The 18,594-nt window shown below is 75.5% G+C and carries 11 protein-coding genes; 3 read left to right on the top strand and 8 right to left on the bottom strand.

Going from position 1 to position 18,594, the window contains the following annotated elements; all coding sequences use genetic code 11:
* The first annotated feature begins 269 nt into the window (after window positions 1-269).
* Window positions 270-3,845: a trypsin-like peptidase domain-containing protein gene (locus ACZ60W_RS33985; protein WP_469759259.1), complete on the top strand. Its 3,576-nt coding sequence runs from the start codon at window positions 270-272 to the stop codon at window positions 3,843-3,845.
* Window positions 3,846-3,876: 31 nt separating this feature from the next.
* The gene (locus ACZ60W_RS33980) at window positions 3,877-4,842 is read left to right on the top strand and encodes a bifunctional riboflavin kinase/FAD synthetase (protein ID WP_469759258.1); all 966 of its coding nucleotides are present in this window, start codon (window positions 3,877-3,879) and stop codon (window positions 4,840-4,842) included.
* A gap of 129 nt (window positions 4,843-4,971) precedes the next feature.
* Here the strand turns inward: ACZ60W_RS33980 and ACZ60W_RS33975 are convergent, their stop codons facing one another.
* The 8 genes from ACZ60W_RS33975 to eccE form a co-directional block, all read right to left on the bottom strand.
* Window positions 4,972-6,009, bottom strand: coding sequence for an ABC transporter ATP-binding protein (locus ACZ60W_RS33975; RefSeq protein WP_469759257.1), 1,038 nt, complete (start codon window positions 6,007-6,009; stop codon window positions 4,972-4,974).
* Window positions 6,006-6,971, bottom strand: a complete 966-nt coding sequence (locus tag ACZ60W_RS33970; protein WP_469759256.1) for an ABC transporter ATP-binding protein — start codon at window positions 6,969-6,971, stop codon at window positions 6,006-6,008. Before ACZ60W_RS33970 ends, ACZ60W_RS33975 begins: the two co-directional genes overlap by 4 nt.
* A complete protein-coding gene (locus tag ACZ60W_RS33965; protein WP_469759255.1) occupies window positions 6,968-7,915 on the bottom strand; it encodes an ABC transporter permease in 948 nt (315 codons plus the stop codon). The genes ACZ60W_RS33970 and ACZ60W_RS33965 overlap by 4 nt, the downstream gene beginning before the upstream one ends.
* Window positions 7,912-8,973, bottom strand: a complete 1,062-nt coding sequence (locus tag ACZ60W_RS33960) for an ABC transporter permease (RefSeq protein ID WP_469759254.1) — start codon at window positions 8,971-8,973, stop codon at window positions 7,912-7,914. The genes ACZ60W_RS33965 and ACZ60W_RS33960 overlap by 4 nt, the downstream gene beginning before the upstream one ends.
* 3 nt (window positions 8,974-8,976) lie before the next feature.
* Entirely contained in the window at window positions 8,977-10,815 is a 1,839-nt protein-coding gene (locus ACZ60W_RS33955; protein ID WP_469759260.1) for an ABC transporter substrate-binding protein, read from the bottom strand.
* Between the two features lie 191 nt (window positions 10,816-11,006).
* Complete coding sequence (locus ACZ60W_RS33950; protein WP_469759253.1) at window positions 11,007-14,453, bottom strand: SCO5717 family growth-regulating ATPase; 3,447 nt, start codon at window positions 14,451-14,453, stop codon at window positions 11,007-11,009.
* A gap of 239 nt (window positions 14,454-14,692) precedes the next feature.
* The gene (locus tag ACZ60W_RS33945) at window positions 14,693-15,556 is read right to left on the bottom strand and encodes a hypothetical protein (protein WP_469759252.1); all 864 of its coding nucleotides are present in this window, start codon (window positions 15,554-15,556) and stop codon (window positions 14,693-14,695) included.
* Entirely contained in the window at window positions 15,556-16,860 is a 1,305-nt protein-coding gene (gene eccE, locus ACZ60W_RS33940; RefSeq protein WP_469759251.1) for a type VII secretion protein EccE, read from the bottom strand. The genes ACZ60W_RS33945 and eccE overlap by 1 nt, the downstream gene beginning before the upstream one ends.
* Before the next feature lie 189 nt (window positions 16,861-17,049).
* Between eccE and eccB the strand changes: the two genes are divergently transcribed.
* On the top strand, window positions 17,050-18,594 hold the full coding sequence (gene eccB, locus ACZ60W_RS33935) for a type VII secretion protein EccB (RefSeq protein WP_469759250.1): 1,545 nt from the start codon (window positions 17,050-17,052) through the stop codon (window positions 18,592-18,594).

Below are 18,594 nucleotides of genomic sequence, written 5' to 3'. Positions count from 1 at the left end.
AGAAAGCAAGAAAGAACCAGACCCTCCCCTTCTTCTAGGGGGAGGGACGCCGCCACCTACCCCCCCCCCCCCCCCCGCCGTGGACCCCCCCCCCCCCCCCCCCCCCCCCCACGGTGTTCCCCCTCCTCTTTCCCCCAGGCCATCCTTGTCCGTCCGCGCCCCTGAATTCACCCCATCGGGGAGGCGCTCGGAGTGAACGGGGGAGTGTCGGGGGGCGCGTTTCCCGCCGAGCGCGCGGGCGTGATCACCGGCCGCCTACCGTCGTCCCCATGGGACGCGGGGACCTGGCGACGCTGGTGCGGATCTGCGATCAGGCGGGCCGGCCGCGCGGCACCGGATTCCTCGCCGACCACCACGGAACGGTCGTCACCAGTCACGAAGCCGTCGACGGGCTCAGCCATGTCGTCCTGCACGCCCCCGGCGACCGGAGCTGGCACGCCGGGGCCGAGGCCGTCACCCCCCTGCCCGAGAGCGGCCTGGCCCTGGTCCGCACCGAGGGGCTGGGCGTCCGCCCCCTGCCCCTCGCCACCCGCACCGCGATCGAACCCGGCACCTACGTCCGGATCGCCGCCCACGGCTGGCGCGAGGCCCGCGTCCTCGGCCCCGCCGCCGTCACGTACAGCGCCGCCGACCGCTTCCACGCCCTCGACGACGCCCTCGAACTCGCCATCGGCACCGAGGGCGCCGAAGCGCTCCGGATCGGCGGCCAGGCCGCCGGCGGACCCGTCCTCGACACCGTCACCGGCACCGTCCTCGCCGTCCTCGGCACCGCCCTCCACGGCGACCGGCAGGCCGCCGGATACGCGGTGCCCCTGCGGCCCGAAGGCCCCCTGACCGCCCTGCTGCGACGCAACGCGGCCACCGTCCCCGCCTACGGGCCGGACCTCAACCTCGCCGCCGTCCTGGAGCTCACCGCCACCTCCACCGGGCCGCTCCGCGAGACCGGCCCCTGGCCGGAACCGGTCGAACGCCCCGACTGCGTCCGCGAGTTCGCCCGCTTCACCGCCGGGGACACGCCCGTCCTCGCCCTGGTCGGCGCCCCCGGCACCGGCCGCACCACCGCCCTCGCCTCGCTCTGCGTCCAGCGCGCCCGGGGTGAGGAGCCCGCCCCCACCGTCCGGCTGCGCGGCGCCGACCTGCGCGCCGACGACGGGTCCCTCGCCGACGCCGTCGCCCGCGCCCTCCACCAGGCCGGCCGCATCGTCGCCGCCTCCGGTGCCGCCGGGGACACCTCGACCGCCACCCCCGAGCGCGCGGCCGCCCTGGCCCGGGACGCCGGGCGCCCGCTCCTCGTCGTCCTCGACGGCCCCGAGGAGATGCCCCCGCGCCTCGCCCACCGCCTCGCCGACTGGACCGCCGCCACCGAGCACTGGCTCCGCGCCCACCACGTCCGCCTGGTCACCGCCTGCCGCCCGGAGCACTGGGAACAGGCCGGCGCCCTCTACGCGCCCGGCGCCCTGCACCGGCCGGCCGCGCACCCGCCCGGCACCCGGCCCCCGGCCGTCCTCCTCGGCCCGTACACGGCCGCCGAGGCCGAGGCCGTACGCCGGGAGTACGGGCTCCGCGAGACCGACCTCGCCGAGGCCGACGCCCGCCACCCGCTCGCCCTCCGGCTGCTCGCCGAGGTCCGCGCCGCGCTCCCCGGCGACGTGCCCGGGCGCCCCGGCCGCGAGGAGATCTTCACCGCCCACCTCGACCTCATGTGCCTGCGCGTCGCCGTCCGCATCGCCGCCGGCTCCCGCCCCCTCCCGCACGGCGGCGCCGTCCGCCGGCTCGCCGCCCGCGTCACCGGCCGGCTGCACGAGGCCGCCCGCCGCTCGCTCGGCCCCGGGCACGGCCTCCTCGACGGCGCCTCCTTCGAGGAGCTCTTCCCCTGGCGCGACGGCTGGGCCTCCGCCGTCCTCACCGAACGCCTCCTCGTCCCCGCCGGCTCCGGCTACCGCTTCGCCCACGAGGAACTCGCCGACTGGGTCCAGGCCGCCCACCTCGACCTCGACACCGCCCTCCACGCCCTCGTCCACCGCCACCTCGCCCCGGACCCCGACGCGCCCGGCCCGTCCGGCGCCTCCTGCCTCCCCGCCGACGCCGGTGGCCCGGCGCCCGCCGCCCCGCCCGACGCGCCCCGCACCGGCGTGCCCCGGCAGCGGGACGCCGCCGCGGGGCGGGAGGACGGGGCGGCGCGGCTGCCGGTGCCGCCGCACCGGATCGGCCCGGTGCTCCAGGCCCTGCTGCTGCTCCACCGCGAGCGGGGCCCGGCGGGACTCGCCCCGCGGCTCCAGGCACTCGTCGCGTCCCTCGTCCGCTTCGCGGACACCGGGGCGGGCGGGGGGCCCGGCGGGGAGGACGGCCCCTGGTGGGCCGCCCGGCTCCTCGGCGAGACCCTGCGGCGGCTGCCGGACCCCCGGCCGTACCTGCCCGTCCTCCGGCTCCTCGCCGACCGGATCGGCGCACGCCCGGGCCGGCCGCCCGCCCTCGCCGCCTTCGGGCCGGAGTTCTGGCGGAGCCTGCCGCTCGCGGAGGCCGAGCGGATCGACCTGCTGCGGCGGCTGGTCCCCGCCGACCCGCCGCCCGCGGGACCGGACGGGGCGGGGGCCGACCACGGGCGGGCGCTCGACGCGGTCGCGGAGATGCTCGTCGCCGATCCGCGCGGGGTGCAGCCGCTGCTGTGCCGGTGGTTCGGCGACGGGCGCGCGACGCCGGGCGGGACGGTGGGCACGGCGGCGCAGGAGCTGCTGCACCGCCACCGGGGTCCGGCGGTCGACGATCTGTGCGAGGCGCTGGTGGCGACGGCGCACCCGCTGGCCGAGGCGCTGCTCGCCGCGCTCGCCGCGGACGAGCCGTCCGCGATGTGCAGGGCGGTGGACCGCTGGGCGCACGACGACGGACGGCCCGAGCGACGGGTCGCGGCGGCCGTGTACGGGCAGCCGGTGGCCGAGCACGCCGTCACGTCCGCGGACCGCGAGCTGCTGCGGTACGCGGCGCTCGCGCTGCTGGCCCGCCCCGGGGACCGGGCGCTGCACGGGGCGGCGCTGGGCCTGCTGGTGCGGGACCCGCACACGCGGGCCCGGCACCTGCCCCGCGCGCTGAGCGAGCCACGGGTACCGGCGGCGGCGCTGGCCGCGGCGCTGGGGAGCCATCCGGAGCAGGTGCTCGACGGGCTGCGGACGCGGCTGCGGGCCGGCGGAGCGGGCGCGGCCGCGGTCCTGCGGGCGCTCGCCGAGGTCGACGCGCCGGCCCTGGCCCGCCGCGTCGCGGTGCTGGTGCGCGACCACGCCGGCCGGCACCCCGAGGACGCGGAGCACGTGGCCGCCTTCGTGGACCGCCGCTTCGAGGACGGACCGGCGGCCAGGGCGGTCCTGTACCCGCTGGTGAACGCACTGATCAGGGGCCGTCCGGCGGCGGTGCGCCGCGCCCTGGCGGGCGTCCTCGCGGCCCCCGGCACCGGAGCCTCCCGCCATCTGCGGGGCGAACTGCTCGACGTCCTCCTGGAGCACGAGCGGTACGAGGCGGAGACCGGGGAGCTGTCGGTCCTGGAGGCGCTGCTCGCGGCCGCCGCCGAGGGCGCGGGGCGGCGCAGCGAGCCGCGGACCCGGGACCTGACGCACCGGGTGGGCCTGCTCTGCGCCCGGACGCACGAGGGCGTGCGGCGCTTCGACCGGGCCCTGGCCGGGCACTGCCGCACGCGGCCGGAGCTGGCCGTGCTGCTCGCCGGGTGGACGGCGCGTGCGCCCGGCGACTGGGCGCCGCTGCTCGGCCCGGACACCCTCCGGACCCTGCGGAGTCACGGCACCTCCATGCCGATGCCAACCGATGGCCTTGGGCATGGCAGTCTTAGACCGGCGTAATCGGCGAACAGGCGGACGAGGAGCGGTCACAGTGCAGCGCTGGCGTGGCTTGGAGGACATTCCCCAGGACTGGGGGCGCAGCGTCGTCACCATCGGCTCCTACGACGGGGTGCACCGCGGACACCAGCTGATCATCGGGCGGGCCGTCGAGCGCGCCCGCGAGCTCGGCGTCCCCACGGTCGTCGTCACCTTCGACCCGCACCCGTCCGAGGTCGTGCGGCCCGGCAGCCACCCGCCGCTGCTCGCCCCGCACCACCGGCGCGCCGAGCTGATCGGGGAGCTCGGGGTCGACGCGGTCCTCGTGCTGCCGTTCACCGCCGAGTTCTCCCAGCTGTCCCCGGCGGACTTCATCGTCAAGGTGCTGGTCGACAAGCTGCACGCCAAGGCCGTCATCGAGGGCCCCAACTTCCGCTTCGGGCACCGGGCGGCGGGGAACGTGGAGTTCCTCGCCGAGCTCGGCGGGACGTACGACTACGAGGTCGAGGTCATCGACCTGTACGTCAGCGGCGCGGCGGGCGGCGGACAGCCCTTCTCCTCCACGCTCACCCGCCGGCTCGTCGCCGAGGGCGACATCGCGGGCGCGGCCGAGATCCTGGGCCGCCCGCACCGCGTCGAGGGCGTCGTGGTGCGCGGCGCGCAGCGCGGCCGCGAGCTCGGCTTCCCCACGGCCAACGTCGAGACCCTGCCGCACACCGCGATCCCGGCCGACGGCGTCTACGCCGGCTGGCTGACGGCGGACGGCGAGCGGATGCCGGCGGCCATCTCGGTCGGTACCAACCCGCAGTTCGACGGGACCGAGCGGACCGTCGAGGCGTACGCGATCGACCGCGAGGGGCTCGACCTGTACGGGCTGCACGTGGCCGTGGACTTCCTGGCGTACGTGCGCGGCATGCTCAAGTTCGACACCCTGGACGACCTGCTGCGGGCCATGGCCGACGACGTGGAGCGCTGCCGCGACCTGACGGCGTCGTACGACCGGGAGCACCCCGGCGCCTGACGGGCACGGCCGCGACCGGCGGCCCGCCCCCCCCGGACACCCGACGGCCCGGGCCCGGAACCCCACGGGGTGCCGGGCCCGGGCCGTCGTGCCGGGGAGGCCCGGCGGAATCCGCCGGGCCCGCTCCTCTCACTCCTCCGTCTCGTCCGCGGCCCAGTGGCAGGCCACCGCCCGGCTCTCGCCGCCGCCCAGGACCGGCAGGGGTTCCTCCCGGCAGAGGTGGGCGACGGCCGCGGCCCGCCCGGACGCGAGGATCTGGCAGCGGGCGTGGAAGCGGCACCCGGAGGGGATGCGGGAGGGGTCGGGCGGCTCGCCGGCCAGGACGACGGGCGGGGTGGTCGACTCGGGCAGGACGGACAGCAGGGCCCGGGTGTAGGGGTGTCGCGGGCGGGTGAGGACGGACTCCACCGTGCCGGTCTCCACGACGCGGCCCAGGTACATGACGGCCACGCGGTCGGCGATGTTCCAGGCCAGCCCGAGGTCGTGGGTCACGACCAGGGCGGAGAGGCCGAGTTCGTCGCGCAGGCGCAGCAGCAGCGCCAGGATCTCACCGCGCACCGACGCGTCGAGGGACGCCACCGGTTCGTCGGCGACGATCAGTTCGGGCTCCAGGACGAGCGCGCCGGCGATGACGACGCGCTGGCGCTGCCCGCCGGAGAGCTCGTGCGGATAGCGCAGGAGGAAGCGCTCCGGGGGCCGCAGGCCCGCCCGCGCGAGCGCCCCCGCCACCGCGGCCCGTTCGTCCCCCGCGTACCCGTGGATCCGCAGCCCCTCGGCGACCGCGTCGTACACCGTGTGCCGCGGGTTGAGCGAGCCGCTGGGGTCCTGGAGGACCAGCTGCGCCCGTCTGCGGTAGGACTTGAGGGCCCCGGCGGTGTACGCGAGCGGGCCGCCGTCGAAGGAGACCGTCCCGGCGGTGGGGCGGACGAGGCCGAGCAGGGAGCGGGCCAGCGTCGTCTTGCCGCAGCCGGACTCCCCGACGAGGGCGACGATCTCGCCGGTGCCGATGTCCAGGTCGACCCCGTCCACGGCGCGCGCGGGCGGGGCGCCGCGGCGGCCGGGGAAGGTGACGTGCAGGCCGCGCGCGGAGAGCAGCGGGGCCGCGGGGGCCCTGGTGTCCACCGCTCCGGCGCGCTCCGCGGTGCCGTCGCGCACGACGTCGCTCATGACGTACTCCCCACGTGTACGCAGGCGGCCCGGCGCTGCTCGCCGGCCTCCCGCAGGTGCTGGTCCTCCTCGGCGCAGGCGTCGACCGCCACGGGGCAGCGCGGCCGGAAGGCGCAGCCGCCGGGCAGGTCGGACGGGTCCGGCGGGTCGCCGGGCAGGCCGCGCGGCGCGCGCCGGGACGCGGGGTCCCCGATGCGGGGGAACGCCGAGGACAGCGCCCGCCCGTAGGGGTGAGCGGCGGCCTCGTACACCGCGCGCGCCGGCCCCTCCTCGACGACCCGGCCCGCGTACATCACGGCCAGCCGGTCGCAGGTGTCGGCGAGCACGGCCAGGTCGTGGCTGATCATGAGGAGGCTGATGGACTGCTCGGCGACGAGCCGCTCGATCAGCCGCAGGATCTGCGCCTGGATCATGACGTCGAGGGCCGTCGTCGGCTCGTCGGCGACGATCAGCCGCGGGTCGCAGGCCAGCGCCATCGCGATCATCACGCGCTGGCGCTGCCCGCCGGACAGCTCGTGCGGGTAGGCGGCGGCGCGCGCGGCGGGCAGGCCGACGTGTTCGAGCAGCTCGCCGACCCGGCGGCGGGCGGCCGCCGGGGTGGACCGGCCGTGCACGAGGAGCGGCTCGGCGATCTGGTCGCCGACCCGGTGCACCGCGTTCAGCGAGTGCATCGCGCCCTGGAAGACGATCGACGCGCCCGCCCAGCGCACGGCCCGCAGCCGCCCCCACTTCATGGCGAGGACGTCCTCGCCGTCGAGCAGGACCTCGCCCTCGATCCGCGCCGAGGCCGGCAGCAGCCGCAGCAGAGCGAGCGCCAGGGTGGACTTGCCGCAGCCGGACTCGCCGGCCACCCCCAGCTTCCGTCCCGCCGCCAGGGTCAGGTCGACCCCGCGGACCGCGGGGACGGCGTCCGCCCCCGCCCCGTACGTCACCCGCAGGCCGCGTACCTCCAGGAGGCTCATCGCCCCACCCCCAGTTTCGGGTTGAGCACGGACTCGACGGCCCGGCCGCAGAGCGTGAAGGCCAGCGCGACCAGCGCGATCGCGATGCCGGGCGGGGCGAGGTACCACCAGTGCCCGGAGGAGACGGCGCCGGCCTCGCGGGCGTCCTGGAGCATGCCGCCCCACGAGACGACGGTGGGGTCGCCGAGCCCGAGGAAGGCGAGGGTCGCCTCGGTGAGGATGGCGGTCGAGATGCCGAGGGTGGTCTGGGCGAGCACCAGCGGCATCACGTTCGGCAGCACGTGCCGGCTCATGACGTGCCCGTGGCCGCCGCCGAGCGCGGTGGCCCGCTCGATGTACGGCCGGGACTCCACGGCGATCGTCTGGGCCCGCACCAGGCGGGCGGTGGTGGGCCAGGAGGTGACGCCGATGGCCACGACCACCGTCCACATCGACCGGGACATGACGGTGGCCAGCACGATCGCCAGGACCAGCGTCGGCATCACCAGGAACCAGTCGGTGATCCGCATGACGACGGTCGAGAACCAGCCGCCGTAGTGCCCGGCGATGATCCCCACCAGGGTGCCGATGGCGACGGAGAGGGTCGCCGCGAGCAGCCCGACGAGCAGCGAGATGCGCGCCCCCCAGATCAGCAGCCCGAGCAGCGACCGCCCGAACTGGTCGGTGCCGAGCGGGAACTCGGCGCTCGGCGGCTCCAGGGCGGTGCCCGGGGCCTCCGTCACCGACTGCACGTCCGCGCCGACGAGCCAGGGAGCGGTGAGCGCGAGCAGGGCGATCAGGGTGAGGACGGCCAGGCCGAGGAGGCCGGCGCGGTGGGCGCGGTACCGCTTCCAGAAGCGGGCCACCGTGCTCCGGCGGCGCGCCCACACGAGCGAGCGTCGCGTCGAGGGGGCTCCGGCCGGCCGCGGCGCGTCCGTCGGTGTCGTCGTTTCCGTCGAGGTCATCGGCCCACCCGGGGATCGAGCAGCGGATACAGCAGGTCGGCCAGCAGGTTCATCAGGATCATCGCGCCGGCGAAGACGACGAAGAGGCCCTGGACGAGCGGCAGGTCGGGGACGCTCAGTGCCTGGTAGAACAGGCCGCCGAGGCCCGGCCAGGAGAAGACCGTCTCGACCAGGATCGAACCGGCCGCCACATGGCCCAGGTTGATGAAGATCATGGTGACCGTGGGCAGGAGGGCGTTCGGCACGGCGTGCCGGCGCCGGACCACGTCGTCGCGCAGGCCCTTCGCCCGCGCCGTCGTCAGGTAGTCGCCGCCCATCTCGTCGAGGAGCGAGGAGCGCATCACCAGCAGCGTCTGCGCGTAGCCGACCGCGACCAGGGTCACCACCGGCAGGACCAGGTGGTGGGCGACGTCGAGGACGTACGCGAAGCCGGTCTCGCCCGTCCCCGACTCCATGCCGCCGGTCGGGAAGAGCCCGGGGACCGGGCCCATGCCGACCGAGAAGACGATGATGAGGAGGAGACCGAGCCAGAAGGACGGCACCGACCACAGGGTCAGCGCGATGCCGGTGTTCAGCTTGTCGCCGAGGCCGCCGTGGCGCCAGGCCGACCGGGTGCCGAGCCACAGTCCGAGCGCCGAGTAGATCACCACGGCGACGCCGGTGAGCAGCAGGGTCGCGGGCAGCTTCTCCGCGATCAGGTCCCCGACCGGGGCGCGGAACTGGAACGAGGTGCCGAGGTCGCCGCTCAGCGCCTTGGCGCAGTAGTCGGTGAACTGCTGCCACAGCGGCAGATCGAGTCCGAACTGGCGCCGGAGGGTGGCGAGTTGTTCGGCGGAGGTGGGGACGCCGTGCGTCATCGCCTTCACCGGGTCGCCGGGGATGACACGGAAGAGGAAGAAGCTCGTGACGAGCACGGCGAGGAGCGAGACGAGCGCGCCGCCCAGCTTCCCCGCCGCGTGGCGGAGGTAGCCGAGGGAGGAACCGGTGCGGGACGCGCCGTCCGCGGCGCGGGCCTCCTGGGCCCGCGCCGGGTCGGCGGCGGTGCTGGCCGTCGTCACGTCCTACTCGCGGTCGTCGGCGGTGGAGCGGCGGCGCAGGCCGAGGAAGACGCCGAGACCGAGCACGACGACCACCGCCGCGCCGATGCCGACGATCACGCCGGCGGACGAGCCGCCGCCGTCGGAGTCGCCGGAGGCGGAGGCCGCGGGCACGGCCGACCACCAGCTCCAGTAGCCGTCCTGGCCCCAGAGGTTTCCGGCGGCCGCCGGCATCGTCGTGATGGACTTGATCTGGTCCGTGCGGTACGCCTCCAGGGCGTTCGGGTAGGCCATGACGTTCATGTACCCCGTGTCGTACAGCCGGGACTGCATCCTCTTCACCAGATCCGCCCGCTTGGCGGCGTCGTACTCCACCGCCTGCTGCGCGTAGAGCCCGTCGAACGCGGGGTCGCAGATGAAGTTGTCCGTCGCCCCGGTGTCCTTCGGCGTCGCCGGGAGGGTGCCGCAGGTGTGGATCGACAGCACGTAGTCGGGGTCGGGGTTGACCGACCAGCCGTCGAACGCGAGGTCGTAGTCGCCCTTGACCCAGGGGTCCGAGACGCTGTCCAGGCACTCGACCTTCAGGCCGACGCCGAGCTTGCCCCACCACTCCTGGAGGTACTTGCCGACCGCCTTGTCGTTGGGGTCGGTGGCGTGACAGAGGATCCGGAAGTCCAGCGGCCTGCCGTCCTTGCCGACGCGCTTGCCCGCTGCGTTCTTCCGGTAACCCGCCGCGTCGAGGGCCTTCTCCGCGGCGGCCGGGTCGTAGGCCCGCTTCTGCGCCGTGCCGGGCTGCCAGAAGTAGGAGCCGAAGCGGGGCGGGATGTAGCCCTCGCCCTCGACGGCGTGGCCCTGGAAGACCTTGTCGACGAGGGTGGTGCGGTCGACGGCGAGGAAGAGCGCCTTGCGCACGGCCGGGTCGAGCAGTGCCGGGTGGCCGTTGCCGAAGGTCTTGCCGTCCTTGGCCTTCGCGCCCGGGTTGGTGGCGAGGGCGTAGAAGCGGCGGCCGGGGGCGTCGTTGACCTTGATGTCCTTCTGCGTGGCGAGCGCGGCGGCCTGGGCGGGCGTCAGGTTCGGGACGAAGGAGACCTCGCCCTTCTGCAGGGCGGCGACGGCGGCGTCCCCGTCCTTGTAGTACTTGAACACCAGCTCGTCGAACCGGGGCGCGCCCCGCCAGAACGTCTTGTTCGGCTTGAGCTTGATGTACTGGTCGACCTTGTAGTCCGTGATGACGAACGGGCCGTTCCCGACGATGGGGAACTGCTTGTCGTTGTTGAACTTCGAGAAGTCCCCGACCTTCTCCCAGACGTGCTTGGGCACGATGGGCACGTCGAGCGCCGTCATCGTCGCCTGCGGCTTCTTCAGCCGGATGACGAGCGTCTGCGCGTCGGGGGCGGTGACCTCCGCGAAGTTCGCGGTGAAGCTGCCGTTGGCCGTGGCCGCGTTCGGGTCGGTCATCATCTTGTTGAAGGTCCAGGCGGCGTCCTCGGCGGTGGCCGGCTTCCCGTCGGACCAGGTCGAGTCCTTGCGGATCGTGTACGTCCACGTCAGCTTGTCCGCCGAGGGGGTCCAGGCCGTCGCCAGCCCGGGGACGGTCCGCGCGTCCTCGGGGTCGTAGTTGGTGAGGTACTCGTACGCCAGGCGGTGGATGCTCGTCGAGGTGAGCTTCTGGGCGAGGAACGGGCTCAGCGAGTCGATGCTCTGCGAGACGGCCACCGTGAGGGTGGTGCCACCGGACTTCCCGTCCTCCGCCCCGGCGGTGCCGGGGACGGCCGCGAGCGAGGTCGCGGCGACCCCGGCGGCGAGCAGCAGGCGGAGGGCTCTTCGGGCAGGCGCTGGGCGGGGCGGAACCTTCGTGACCATGACCATGAGACGTGTCCTCGCGTCGGATGACTGTCGTGGATCTTGTGCTGACGATGGGTGAAGCGAAGGTGTATCAGCGGTGGTCTGCCGTCGTCAACGATCCCTCAAACCCCTTGTGGGCTGCGGGAATGCCAAGAGGCCCCGTATCGGTGAACCGATACGGGGCCTCATTGGTCTACTCCTGTGACGCCCTACTGCTGAGGGGCTGGCGGCGCCTGCGGAGGCGCCTCGTGGTCCGCCTGGGGAGGCAGCGGCTGCCCCGGCTGAGGCTGCTGCTGCCAGGACTGCGGAACCCCCGGCTGTCCCGGCTGCTGCGGGTACGGCTGGGCCTCCGGCGCCGGATACGGCTGCCCCGCGCCGGGCTGGGCGGGCGCGTACGGACCGGGCGCGTACTGCCCGGGGAAGGGCTGGCCCGGCACCGGCTGACCCGCCGGGGGGTACGCCTGCGCCGGGTGGGGCTGTCCCGGCTGCGGCGGGTACGGCTGTCCGGGCTGCGGAGCCTGGGGCGCGTACGGCTGACCGGGAACCGGCTGCCCGGGTGGCGCGTACTGGCCCGGCAGGGGCTGACCGGGCATCGGCTGCCCGGGGAAGGGCTGACCCGGCATCGGTTGACCGGGCATCGGCTGGCCCGGGCCCTGGTGGCCCGGCATCGGCGGGGCCATGTGCGGGGGCGGCGCCCCCTGGCCGTCGCCGGTCCACAGGCCCTGTGCCTGCTGCGCCCGGACGAAGTCCTCCGCGACCATCGCCGACAGGTGGAAGTACGCCTCCCGGGTCTTCGGCCGCATCATGTCGAGGTCGACCTCGGCGCCGGCCGACAGGTGCTCGTCGAAGGGCACGACCACGACTCCGCGGCAGCGGGTCCGGAAGTGCTGCACGATGTCCTCGACCTTGATCATCTTGCCGGTCTCGCGGACCCCGGAGATGACCGTGATCGAGCGCTGCACCAGGTCCGCGTAGCCGTGCGCGGAGAGCCAGTCCAGCGTCGTCGACGCGCTGGACGCGCCGTCGACGGACGGCGTCGAGATGATGATCAGCTGGTCGGCGAGGTCGAGCACCCCACGCATGGCGCTGTACAGCAGTCCCGTGCCCGAGTCGGTGAGGATGATCGGGTACTGCTTGCCCAGCACGTCGATCGCGCGCCGGTAGTCCTCGTCGTTGAACGTCGTCGAGACGGCCGGGTCCACGTCGTTGGCGAGGATCTCCAGACCGGACGGCGCCTGCGAGGTGAACCGGCGGATGTCCATGTACGAGTGGAGGTACGGGATCGCCTGCACCAGGTCGCGGATGGTCGCCCCGGTCTCGCGCCGCACCCGGCGGCCCAGGGTGCCGGCGTCCGGGTTGGCGTCGATCGCCAGGATCTTGTCCTGCCGCTCGGTCGCCAGCGTGGCGCCCAGCGCGGTCGTCGTGGTGGTCTTGCCGACGCCGCCCTTGAGCGAGATGACCGCGATCCGGTAGCAGGAGAGGACCGGCGTCCGGATCAGGTCCAGCTTGCGCTGCCGCTCCGCCTCCTCCTTCTTGCCGCCGAGCTTGAACCGGGCGGCGCTGCCCGGCGTACGGCTGGACTTCGGCTTCTGCTTGTTGTTCCGCAGCAGGCGGTCCGAGGACAGCTCGACGGCCGCGTTGTACCCGAGCGGGGCGCCCGGCACGGACCGCTCCCGCTGGTCGTGCGTCACCGGCGAGGGCCAGGCGGCCCCCGTCCGCGGGTCGACGGCCTGCCCGCCGTCCTGCGGCGGCACCGGCGCCTGAGGGGTCTGAGGGGCCTGGGGCGCCTGCGGCGGTACGGCGCCGGGGTGCGGGTACCCGTACCCGCCCGGCGCCTGGGCCTGCGGCGGCACGCCGCCGGGCACCCCGGGCTGCTGCTGCGGATAGCCGTACCCCGGCTGCTGCGGAGGCGTCCCCGGATGCGGGAAGCCGTAACCGCCCTGCGGCGCGGGAGCCTGCGGGTACCCGTACCCGCCCGGCCCCTCCGGCTGCGGCGGCACGGGAGCGGGCGCGGCGGCGGGCGCGACGGGACCGGGCTGGGCGGGCCACCCGGCGGTCTGTGGCAGCGGCTGCGCGCCGGGCGCGGGCTGTCCGCCCGGGAGCGGCTGCGCCCCCGGGGCGGGCTGCTCGCCGGGGAAGGGCTGACCACCCGGCGCCGGCTGCGCGGGCCACTGCTGCGCGGGCCCCGGAGCGGCGGGCTGGAACGACGGCGGCAGCGGCGGCAGGCCGGCCCCGCCCTGCGCGCCCGGACCGGGGTACGGACCGGGCGCGCCGCCCTCGCCGGGAAGCGGTCCCGGGGCGGCGCCGGCGACACCCGGCTGCGGGCCGGCACCCGGGTACGGCGCCTGGCCCGCGTCGGGGCCGAAGCCCTGCGGCGCAGCTCCCGCCGGGTACGGGGAGGGGACCTCGGGGGACGAGGCACTCGGGTACGCCGGGCCGGCACCGGGCCCGAAGCCCTGCGGCGCCGGAGCCCCGGCCGACGGGTACGGACCGGCCGGGAACGGGCCCGGAGCCGGGGCCGGAGCGGCGGCGGGGTCGGTGGTCCGAGGCGCGGCGATCGGGTAGGCGCCGGGCGCCGGCGCGTCGGCCGACCGCGGTGCACCGGGCGCGTCCACGGGCGCCGTGGCCTCCGCGGCGACGACGGCCTCGGGGACGACGACGGCCTCCGCGGCGACGACGGCCTCCGCGTCCGGCCGGCTGTCGTCGTCCGTGCCACCGGGGAGGTCGAGGGCCTCGGATCCGTCGGCCGTGCCCGTCTCGGAGGTGTCCGCCGCCGCGTCCGCGGGGGTCTCGTCCGTGAGGTCCGGCCCGGTCGCGTCGGCCGCGACGGGTTCCTGGTGCTCGGCCGCGCCCGCCGGGCTCTGCGCCTCGGCCCCGGGAGCGGCGTCCGCCGCGGTCTCGGGCGCCGTGTCGCCGGAGGGGGCGGACGCGCCGTCCGTGTCCTCGGCGGCGGCCGCGGTGGGCAGCGGCGCTCCTGCGGTGAGCGGGATCGGCTCCGTCGTCACGCTTCCCGGAGCGTCCGCCGGCTCCGGGGACGGTACGGGGCCCGTGCTCGTGGCCGCGTCGGCGGCCGGTTCGGCCGCGCGCTCGGTGATCTCGCGCTGGAGCGCGGCGGGGGAGAAGCGCATGGTCGCGCCGCTCTCCACCTCGCCGCCGCCGAACGGCGCGGCGGGCTCGGGAGCGGGCGCCGCGGGCGCCGGCGCCGTAACCGCCGGTGCCGGAGCGGCCGGCACCGGAGCCTCGTAGGACGGCGTCTCGTACGACGCCACGGGAGCGGGAGCGGGAGCCGGCGGGGCCGGGACGACCGGAGCCGCGGGGGGCGGCACGGCGACCGGCGGGGCCGGCGGCGCCTGGTTCCAGCCCGGCTCGAAGCCGCCGCCGGCCGGGAGTCCGGGGACGGGGGTGCCGGGGACGGGCGGTCCGGGGACGGGAGGGCCGGCGACCGGGGGGAGCCCCGGCACCGAGAGGGGCGCGCCGACGGGAGGCGGGGGAGTGGCACCGCCCGCCCCCGTTCCGCCCGACGCGTTCTGCGTGTACCAGGCGGGCGGGGTGTAGTCGATGGTGAACTCACCCGTCATCTCGGCGGCATCCGCGTCGGACTGATCGTCGGCGGGCGGATTCCAACCCCCGTGGATCTCGTCGCGATCGCCGTTCACTTTGCCTCCTGGTGTGGTCGAGCACCCTTGTGCCGTGGTGGGCGGGGCCCTTCCAGCCTAATCGGCGCGGGCATCCGCCGGGCAGGCCCGACGGGCGCTCCTCGCCCGTCCCCGCGGTCAGGCCACGCCCCCAAGTGACCCGGCTGCGCCGCAGAGTGAGAACCCCGACCGTTGAAAACAATGTCAAAACGATGCAAAAACGGACGTACTTGAACGACTGTGCGCCGTTCCACCGCCGTTCAGTCCATGCGCCGCGCGCCGCCCAACAATCCGGTCTCGGCATCCGTCGCCTGCGTCATCACGAACTGGCGGTCGTTCTGCGTGCACCACAGGGTCACCCCGTCCGCGAGGGTGGACAGCGCCTCGTGCTCGTGGCGCGGCAGACTCATGATCCGGCCGATCTGCGCCGCCTCGTCGGGGGACACCCGCTGCACGCCGACCAGCGAGGACTTCTCCAGGAGCCGCGGAGCGACCGGGCTCAGATAGGGGAGCAGCGTCACCACCGACTGCCAGGGCGCCGACACCACCCGGCCGCGCGGTGGACGCATGCCGCAGTCCCGGATCACGACGACCGGACTGCCGGCCGACGCGCCCTGCGGCGGCACCCGCCCCACGTCGTGCAGCGCGATGCACGGCTGCCCGCCGCCGGCGGCCTGCGCCAGGGCCGTCCACGCCTGCGCGCGCCCGGTCTCGACGGCCACCCGGGCCCCCGTCGCCGCCGCCCGCAGGGCCAGCACCTGCGCGGTCCACAGACCGCCGATCAGGGTGACGTCGTACGGCACGGGCCGGTTGATGCCGAGCACGGCGGGCCGGTTCTCCGCGTCCACGCCGATCACCATGCCGTCGTCGCCGACCGGCAGGGCCAGCGCCTCCAGCTGGTCCACGGGGACGGAGTGCCGGTCGCGGCGGGGCCCGACGAGCCCGAAGCCGAACCGGGGCCGGGACCCCCGCCCCGTCCGCGGAACGGGCGAGCCGCCGGTGGAACCCGCACCGGGCCGCTCGGCGAACGCGCCGGAACCCGGCTGGCCGCCGAACGTCCCGCCGCCCTGCTGCGCGCCGAAGGACGCGGTGCCCGGCTGCGTACCGAAGGAGGACTGGGACATCAGCGCGCACCTCCCAGCGGCAGCGTCGCGAGCATGCCCGGCCCCTGTTCCCGGTCGAGACGCACCAGACCCGTCCTCACCCCGCGCGCCGCGCGCTCCAGTTCGTGCCGCGCCGCCACGAGCTCCTCGTCGCTGCGCCCGGTGATCCGCACGTGCCCGGTCACCGTCACCTCCTGCCGGTCCCCGCCGCTCAGCGTCAGGCTGAACGTCGTCGCGAGCGCGGGCAGCGAGGTCAGCAGGGCCACCAGCTGCGGCATCGACGCTCCCGAACCCCCGCCGCGGCCGCCCAACTGGGGCCAGCGCCCCACCCAGTACGTCGTGTGCCGCCGGTCGTCCACCCGCCAGGTCCGCGCCGTCTCCTGCGTCCGCCGGGTCTGCGCCTGCCCGCGGCCCGCCTGCGCGATCGCCATCGGGCTCGCGCACGTCGAGGTGGCGAGCGCCGAGGTGAGCTCCTGCTCGGTGAGCACGTCCGCCCGGAAACCGGCGCCCGCCAGACGGCTCGCCAGCTGGTCGGCGGCCCGCACCACGCACTTCTGCGCGCCCGTCAGGCCGCCGCCGCGCGCGGCGACCGCCTCCGGGCACAGTTCGGGGTCGAGCTTGAGGGCGATCCAGGTGATGCGCACCGCGGGCGAGCCCGTCTGCGCCTGGAGCGGCCCGTAGTTGCGCGCGGCCATCGACTGCGGAGGCAGGTGCGGGGCGGGCGCCGGCTGCGTGTGCTGCACGATCTGCGCCGACTCCAGCCGGATGCCGTCCACGTCGAGCACGTCACGGACGAGGCCGACCGGCAGCGGTCGCGCCGCGCGCTCCGGGCGCAGCGCCGTGCCCTCCGACTCGACCCGCAGCACGGCGGTGAGGAAGGTGCCGTCGCCGATCATCCCGACCGGACGGCGGTCGCGGTCGCTGTACGCGTACGTCCGCAGGGCCGGGTCGCACTCGACGACCGGCGCGAGCCCCGGCTCGGTGCCGGCCGGCACCGTGAAGGAGGCCGCCCGGCGCGAACGGGCGCGCAGCGCGAGGAAGGTGCCCAGCCACTCGGGCAGCGAACGCCGGTGCCGGCGCACGACGGCGAGCAGCACGAGCACGACCGCCACCACACCCGCGGGCACCAGCAGCATCGGCTCGACGACCCACGCGACGGCGAGCAGCGCGGCCGCCACCTCGACCAGGACGAGCTGTTGCAATCGGAACGAACCGAAGTGTCCGGGACGCGCCTGGAGCCTCGGCGAGACCGAGGCGGCGGGTCCGGCGGACGGGGGCGCGGAGGCGGTGGCCGCGGCGGGCCGCGTCCGCGTCGCGGAAGCCATGATGGAGAATCCCCCTCAATTCATCCCGATCACCCTGGCCCGCCAGGGCTTTGGCGGCCGGATCACCCTACCCGCCCCACGAACCCCACGGGACAGCAGGCATAGTAGGGGTCCGGTCCGACAGCCGGGGCCCGGGTGCCACCTCCCCGATCCCCGCGCGAAGACTGCGCCTGACGAGAATGGGGACTCATGGCATCGCGCCGGGACGAGCTGAACGCGTACACCTTTGCGAAGAAGCGCACGGTGGCGGCATTCCTCCAACCCTCGCCCTCCGGTACGGAGGAGGGGGCGCCGAAGCCGCTGCGCGCCATCGCCCCCGGCCTCATCGTCGCCGCCCTCGTCGTCGCCGGCTTCGGCGCCTGGGGCATGTTCAAGCCCTCCGCGCCCAAGGGCTGGGACACCCCCGGCACCCGGGTCATCGTCGGCAAGCAGTCCACGACCCGTTACGTCGTCCTGCAGACCGGCAAGGGCAAGGACGCCAAGACCCTGCTCCACCCCGTCCTCAACCTCGCCTCGGCCCGGCTGCTGCTCAACCCCGACCAGTTCCAGGTCGTCCAGGTCGACGACAAGACGCTCGACCTCGGCAAGCCGCCGCGCGGCCCGATCCTCGGCATCCCGTACGCCCCCGACCGGCTGCCCACGGCGGACGACGCGGGCACGGCCAAGCGCTGGGCCGTCTGCGAACAGCCCGGCGGCGGCAAGGGCGCCAGCGTCCAGAAGGCCACCTTCCTCTTCGCCCACCGCGACCTGAAGCGCACCGAGGGGGCCGGGCAGCTCAAGGACGGCCAGGTCCTCTACGTCCAGGGGCAGACCGGCAAGGCGCAGTTCCTCGTCGACCACACCGGCACCAAGTACCCCGTCAAGGCCGACTCCACGGGCCTCCTCACCGCCCTCGTCGGCCTCAACAAGGAACCGCAGCCCGTCACCGACGACTGGCTCGCCACCCTGAAGACCGGCGACGAGATCGACTTCCCGCGCATCGAGGGCCAGGCCGGCGCCCCCGCCGGCGTCCCGGGCGACGAACTGACCGCCACCGAGAACCGCGTCGGCATGATCCTCCTCGCCCAGACCGGCTCGGGACCGCAGCACTACGTCGTGCTCCCCGGCAAGGTCCAGCCCGTCAGCGACTTCACCGCCTGGCTCCTCATCAACGCCCCGCAGACCGGCGTCCTCGACATGGACGGCAAGGCGACCGCCGTCGACGCCTCCGCGTTCGTCCCGGACTCCACCGTCTTCCAGCCGCGCGCCCACTGGCCGAGCGAGAAGTCCACCCAGGTCAACGACGTCTCCGGCGCGGGCGCCCGCGACACCGTCTGCAGCGTGCTCACCGGCGTCGACGAGAAGGGCGGCACCACCCTCACCACCTGGGCCGGTCCCCAGTACCCCGCCGACATCACCGCCGGCGGCACCAGCACGTACGTCACCCCGGGCAGCGGCCTGCTCTACACCCAGATCCAGGGCCGGCAGAAGGCGCCCGACGGCTCGCTCTTCCTCGTCACCGACACCGGACTGCGGTACGCCGTCCAGGCCAACGGCGACAGCGACTCCGCCCGCTCCGACATCGGCGCCGGCGAGCAGAAGCAGACCGACGGACGCCCGGAACCCAGCGACGCCCAGAAGCGTCTCGGGTACGAGAAGGTCACGCCGGTCCTCGTCCCGATCGCCTGGTCGGAGTTCCTGTCGAAGGGCCCGCGACTCGACACCAACAGCGCGCGTCAGCCGCAGGGTTCCTGA

Source organism: Streptomyces sp. NPDC104202 (assembly GCF_055584185.1).
This window is presented reverse-complemented; position numbering and strand designations above follow the sequence as displayed.